The sequence below is a fragment of the Colwellia sp. BRX10-4 genome (assembly GCF_014077465.1).
Classification (GTDB): Bacteria; Pseudomonadota; Gammaproteobacteria; order Enterobacterales; family Alteromonadaceae; genus Colwellia_A.
Window position 1 is genome coordinate 23,981 of sequence record NZ_JACGVZ010000034.1, and the last position, 6,206, is coordinate 30,186.

At 36.1% G+C, this 6,206-nt stretch carries 7 protein-coding genes; 2 read left to right on the forward strand and 5 right to left on the reverse strand.

Annotated elements, in window-relative coordinates:
• Positions 1 to 31: 31 nt before the first annotated feature.
• Positions 32 to 1,033, reverse strand: a complete 1,002-nt coding sequence (locus H4J67_RS18205) for an alpha/beta fold hydrolase (RefSeq protein ID WP_182175214.1) — start codon at positions 1,031 to 1,033, stop codon at positions 32 to 34.
• A gap of 206 nt (positions 1,034 to 1,239) precedes the next feature.
• Between H4J67_RS18205 and H4J67_RS18210 the strand changes: the two genes are divergently transcribed.
• Together H4J67_RS18210 and H4J67_RS18215 are read left to right on the forward strand one after the other, a co-directional pair.
• On the forward strand, positions 1,240 to 2,631 hold the full coding sequence (locus H4J67_RS18210) for a winged helix-turn-helix domain-containing protein (RefSeq protein WP_182204609.1): 1,392 nt from the start codon (positions 1,240 to 1,242) through the stop codon (positions 2,629 to 2,631).
• A 159-nt stretch (positions 2,632 to 2,790) separates the two neighbouring features.
• Entirely contained in the window at positions 2,791 to 3,312 is a 522-nt protein-coding gene (locus H4J67_RS18215; RefSeq protein WP_182204610.1) for a hypothetical protein, read from the forward strand.
• Between the two features lie 686 nt (positions 3,313 to 3,998).
• Here H4J67_RS18215 and H4J67_RS21100 read toward each other — a convergent pair.
• The 4 genes from H4J67_RS21100 to H4J67_RS18235 form a co-directional block, all read right to left on the reverse strand.
• Entirely contained in the window at positions 3,999 to 4,469 is a 471-nt protein-coding gene (locus H4J67_RS21100) for a tetratricopeptide repeat protein (protein WP_182204611.1), read from the reverse strand.
• Between the two features lie 87 nt (positions 4,470 to 4,556).
• Positions 4,557 to 5,060, reverse strand: coding sequence for a hypothetical protein (locus H4J67_RS18225; RefSeq protein ID WP_182204612.1), 504 nt, complete (start codon positions 5,058 to 5,060; stop codon positions 4,557 to 4,559).
• A 68-nt stretch (positions 5,061 to 5,128) separates the two neighbouring features.
• A complete protein-coding gene (locus H4J67_RS18230) occupies positions 5,129 to 5,485 on the reverse strand; it encodes a hypothetical protein (protein ID WP_182204613.1) in 357 nt (118 codons plus the stop codon).
• A gap of 87 nt (positions 5,486 to 5,572) precedes the next feature.
• Positions 5,573 to 6,064, reverse strand: coding sequence for a hypothetical protein (locus H4J67_RS18235; RefSeq protein ID WP_182204614.1), 492 nt, complete (start codon positions 6,062 to 6,064; stop codon positions 5,573 to 5,575).
• Positions 6,065 to 6,206 lie beyond the last annotated feature (142 nt).

Genomic DNA, 6,206 nt, shown 5'->3' on the forward strand with positions numbered 1-6,206 from the left:
TCCTGCTCTATTGACGCTATTGCTTAGGTAATTATTTCGTTAATGATTCATTGGGTGCATTCGTTAAAAATGTTGTAATGCTTAATTCAAATTTCTCCGTTTCTTCTACCCAAGGCCAGTGACCACTTTTTTCAAACATCACCTTAATCGCGATATTTTTTGGCATCATAGAATAAAGTCGATGTACTATTTCAGGTGTGGTAATTTTGTCATGTCGACCACCAATAATTAAAGTGGGTACATTAAACGCTTTCAGCTTTGACTCAACTTGTAATCCTGACAAAGTGCCATTTACTTGCCATTCAGGATCATCACCAATAATGTCAAAATAAACTTGGATATTTGAGCCATCGCGTTTGTCACCGGTGCGTACTTTACGCATTGTTTTACGCTTTTTTAGATCATACCAATACATATCAGAGCCAACAGACAACAATTTGCTATAACGATTGTCAGTTGATTTTACCTTGTTTGCTCTTAAGGTTAATACCTGCTCCCAACGTTCTGGATATTTAGTTTTAGTAACGTGCTTTACATGGTCAATATTCATTTGATGGCTTTTCGCATCATAGGAAGCGTCAACCATAATCAATTTTTCTACGTGCTGTGGGTATTGCAACGCATATTGCAGTCCTTGAATACCACCATAAGAGTGAGCTAATAAAATTAACTTGTCTGCTTTTAAGTGCAGTCGCAAACTTTCTAAATCATCTACGCCCATTTGGGGAGTTAACGCTTTACCTACTACTTCCCTTGTGGCTCGACCTCGTCCCGTTTCGTCAAAGTAGACAACTTGGTAACCATTCTTCAGTAGAAAATCAAACCAACCTAAGAAAACTGCATGACCCGCTCCTGGCCCACCATTAATTAAGACTACAGGTGTTCCTTGTCCCTCCGCTTCAAAATACAACTTGCCATATTTTCCTTGAAATAACTCACCATCACCATAAGTTATCGTTTGCGCGTTAGCGTTCGAATTTACTATAGATAGGCAAAAACATAATGTTATTAATATAATTTTTAGAATGTTCATTTGTTTTCCTGATAATCGTGTTTAATTGCAATACAAGTTAAGGGTTCTACTGCCTTAAGTAATGAATAAAGGGTGAAAATATAGTGGTAAATATGTGGCATTGGTTGGTTTTTGCACGAAACAGGTAAAAACTAAAAACGCTGGCCATGGTATTGATATCAGTTAGGTGGCAATATACTCTTAGAAAAATTCTGAGTAGCGTGAAAATGCAGTATTATTTTGGTCAATTTCGATTATCAATCGACACCGTAGAATTATTTTACCAAGAACAAGTTATCTCAATTGATCCAAAAATGTTCGAAGTACTATGTTTCTTTTGTGTGAATACTGATCGGGTAATTTCACGTGAAGAGCTACTAACAGAAATTTGGAAAAACTCGATCGTAAGTGAAAACACTCTCAATAAATTAATTGCCAGTTTACGTAAATCTTTAAATGATAACGCGAAATCTCCAACATTTATTCAAACCGTGCCTAAGTTAGGTTATCGTTTTATTTGTCCCGTAACTCAATCGGAAAGTCATCAAAAAAACAATTCACAGCGCAATGCTAAAACTAATTTGCCAAATTCATCGCTCAAAAAATTGTCTGCTAAGTTTCACCTATTAACTTTTTCTCTCGTCATTGCTGTGATCGTTTTATCGCTGCTTAGCTGGAAGTATTTGTTTTCAAACACCGCGATTGATAAAGAAAATGCCACCGATATACAGACATTAACGCGCATGGCTGGAAATAAATTTTCACCTTTTATTGCCCAAAATGGAAAAACCTTAACCTTTTTAACACGCCAAGCCGGTATAGATAAATTATGGATAAAAGCACTTAACAGCAACGAGTTAAGCGAAATACTGCACAGCTTTGAACATATTGACCAAATAGTTCAATGGGAAAATAGTAATGAAATTGTATTGTTGGTGCGCAACAAAGGTAAAAAGCAGATAATGCGCGGGCAAGTAGTTGCTAACAAACTTCACTTATTAAGCCAAAGCATGGTCAACATAAATAATTGGCGAATTTATGATATAGCCGCCATAAAAAACAACCAGTTCTTTATGATTGCAAAATCATCTGGACATAATAACCCCGCGCTTTATAGCTTCAACTTCTTTAAACCCGGTATTGAACAAGTACCACTTAATATAAATGACAACGCTATCTTAAGCCGACTCGATATTAACCCCCAGCAAACCCGCATATTACTGCTGTCTAAGAATTATGATGACTCATCATCGCTTTACCAACTGAATATAGAAAACTATGCACAAAGGCACTACCATACGTTTGCAGCTATTGTTCGTAACGCTATATGGCAACATGATGGTGAAGGTGTTTTTTACACAACACCTCCACCAGCTCAGAAACTAATGGCAATAAATTCGGTAAAAAAACAAAAGCCAGCCATAACAATAAGCTCAAGTGAGTATCTATGCTGTGATATGGCACGGATCCCTGATGGCAAAAATTTAATCTATCGAACTAATATCAGAAACTTCAGCATTGATTGGTTAACAAAGAGCGAGTATTCAATTAATAATTCGACGGTATACGACATGTTACCTAAGCTGTTTCACCGCGAACCTGCACTTGCCTTTGTTTGAAAAAGAGATGGACAAGCGCAAATTTACGTTCAGCAAGGTGACAATAGCCCCCGAGCAATATCGGCATTCGAAAACTACAAAGTATTCGGTAATTTAGATATTTCTTTTGATGACACGAAGTTATTAGCAACAGAAGCAAACCGAGTACACATTTTCGAATTGAAAAAAACGCCTAATACATCAAAGCCAAGCACAATTCACCTCGACAACAGAGTTCGATCAGCCGTTTGGGTAAGCAAAGATGTGATTGCCGTTACTCACCATGACGTTGATCAGTCACTTATTACATTTTACAACCAAAAGGGTGAAGCGCTAAAAACACTAGCAAGTCATTGGCAAAGCATTTTGATAGATAATCATAAAGAAGTAGAGATATTCCTAGTAGATAACGAAAGAAAGCTTCATCAAACAACAATTAAGCTCATGCTTTCAGATATGCAGCTACCTACGTATATTGGTCAAATTAATCACCCGGTTAATCGTGATACAAAAATTAACAATGGCAAGTTATACCAAATTCCAAATAATACAGAAGTATTGAACATATCGAATATTAATCAACCAAAAAAAATAATAGAAACACACCCATTTAGCGACAGCTATGGTTTTGATGTTGTTGATAACACTATCGTATATAGTAGTTTAAAATATACTTCAACTGAATTGCATAGAACCAAGTAATGACTTGCATTTCTAGAGCAAAGGTTATTTAAACACCAGAATAAAAGTTAGAGCTAAAGAAAATGACTACCTGAAAATAGGTTAATTTGACTGACTTTAGGGTCATCTGCTATTGGCTCTAGAGCATTACAAGCAGGGAATGAAATTATGATCTCAATTGATGTATATAAATGAGAATCTCCCCCTAAATGAGAATACCGCGAATATTCTCATTCCCGACAAGATTTGTTGATCGCAGAAAATAATGAGATTTATATATATTGATTTTAAAGGGATATAGAAAGAAATCTCAAATTTTAAACTGTGATTTGCGACAAGTTTGATGGAAATTTGTTTAAACTACGTCACAAATATTGAGATTTGTTAGCGGTAGATAAAGCAAAAATATAATTGTGCTCTATCTTAGCTAACACTTCAACTTCATTATACACAATGAATCATTCATTCTAATTTAAACACAATTACTTCTTAAACAATGATAAAACAGAAAAATGAGATTTAAACGTTCTCTACAACATCCACTTATGCCACACAGCGGACATTAGCACTTACTGGCTAGAATTGAATTCAGATTAGTTTTTGTATCGATAACGCCCAATTAACAGGCAAAAAATTGTTGGCTAAAATAGCGACGAAGGAGCAAAAGCCAACTGTTTTTTGTCCTGCTTTAACGACTTAGCATTGACCTACTGTACATATGGGCCTAGGTTTAATTTTACATCTGGGTAATCTTCTAATACATCACTAAAGTTTGGTAAAGTTGCCTTGCCGATTTGAACAGCGTTTTTGTAATCTGCAATAGATTTTTCAACATCACCGAGTTGTTCATATGCCAACCCTCTTCTCCAAAATGCAAAAGCATAATCTGATTGGAACTCTAGCCCCTTGCTATAGGATTCTATTGCTTTTTTATAGTCTCCCGAATCATGCTGTAGCCAACCAAGATGGTAATAAAAGCGCATTCCTTTTTCTGATTTAGAAGAATCTAGACATATTGAAAGTTCTGATATTTGGTTAAATGCAAGTTCAAGATTCCCTGATATCCGATTGGACTTAATACTGTCAAGTGAACTCCAGCAATCCACAGAATCTTTCTCTTTACAGGCAGAAAGACAAGTAAGAACTAGTAAAGTAAATAGAATTTTAATTGTTGTCACGAGTAACTCCAAGATGCCTAACGCCCAAATAACAGGCTAAGTAATGGTTGGCTAAAATTGTGTAGCGAAGCGAAACGTAGCCAACTGTTACGTGTCCTTGTTGATTTGCTTGTTAGGGTGTTCTTGCACAATTATTAAATAGTTATACACCAATGCACTTACTAAACCAAGAAAACCAAAGATTACAGCACCTTGAATGTAAGATAACCAACCCGCCATTGTAGGAATTCCATTAACCAACGTTTGGACACCATTTATTGTTGAAGATGAACCTAAACCATATTGCAAGGGCCAAGTGAATATGGCTATAGGAAGAAACCCAACCAGAAAACCGCACAGAGCAGCTACTTTGTAGGTAAAACCCATATAACATTTAACTATAATAGAAGTTGGCAAACCCAAAATAATAGCGTGGCCTGCTGCAACAAATGTAATAAACATAGACATACTAAGAAGCTGCTGACCAACTGAATCTAATGATGAAGTAAAAAATGCACCAATTATGAAATATGCAACAACCAATAACGTTGGCGTCAGTGAGCAAAAAATCAAAGCTATTATGTGAATAGAGAACTTACGTAACATTGACACCCTAACGCCCCACTAAGAGGCAAATAATAGTTGGTTAAAATAGAGAGCGAAGCGAACAAAACCAACTGTTATTTGTCCTGCTTGAGTGGCTTGTTAGGTGTACCTTGGTACAGAACACCACAATGCTCACATTTAATTTGGGGTGGTAACTCTTTTAAAAACCATAAAACCCAATGCTTATTTTTAACTTGATGATCACTTTTAGTAATCACTGCCAATCGTTTATTACAGTAATGGCACTTAATAAAGACACAAAGTGTAAAAGCGATAGAAGCACTACATAACCAAACAGAAAGTGGGATGTAAAATATTGGGTTTACCAAAATTTTATCTATTTCGAGCGCTACCCCAATAATAAAAACAATAATCATAATCCAAATGCTAAATACAGCAATACTAAGTAATGTCATATAAGTATGGAGCATTCTAAAACCAGACTCGAACATTTGTGTAAACCTAACGCCTCACTAAGAGGCTAAAAATTGTTGGCTAAAATAGTGAGCGCAGCGAACCTAGCCAACTGTTTTTAGTCCTTTTGAGTGACTTGTTAGAAGCCGATTACTCCGATGTTCTTTGCTTGGATCGTGTGGATTTACATTACCACCTTCCAATGCCTTATTTATATAACCTAAATCAGTCTCGATTTCGACTGCAACCAAATAATGTTTACCTAATGCAGAGCGCCAGTAGTGATATTTTTCTTGGTACTCTTGATTGAAACTAAACTCGACTGTAACAGATTTAACCCATACACATGGAATCTTCTGTGCCTCAAGTAATCTATTTAGTTCGGCTTTCATTTGTTGGAACATTTCCAACGTCTGAGGCGAGCCAAGACTATTGCTTAAGGTTAATAAATCTAAATTTATGGATTCAACACTATTTCTTTGTGCCAACAAGGATAATTGACCTACTGCCCAGTACCCTAAATAATCATTATTTCGCCCACTTAATAGTTTGGCAAAATTAATTGTGATTCCTTTCAACTCTCGACGACGAGGCATAAATTCCTAAAGGCTTCTAACGCCCCATTAAGAGGCTTTTAATTGTTGGCTAAAATGTGAAGCGAAGCGGAACCTAGCCAACTGTTAAAAGTCCTGCTTGAATGGCTTGTTAGGCATATTTCACTGAACTATAAGTAATTGG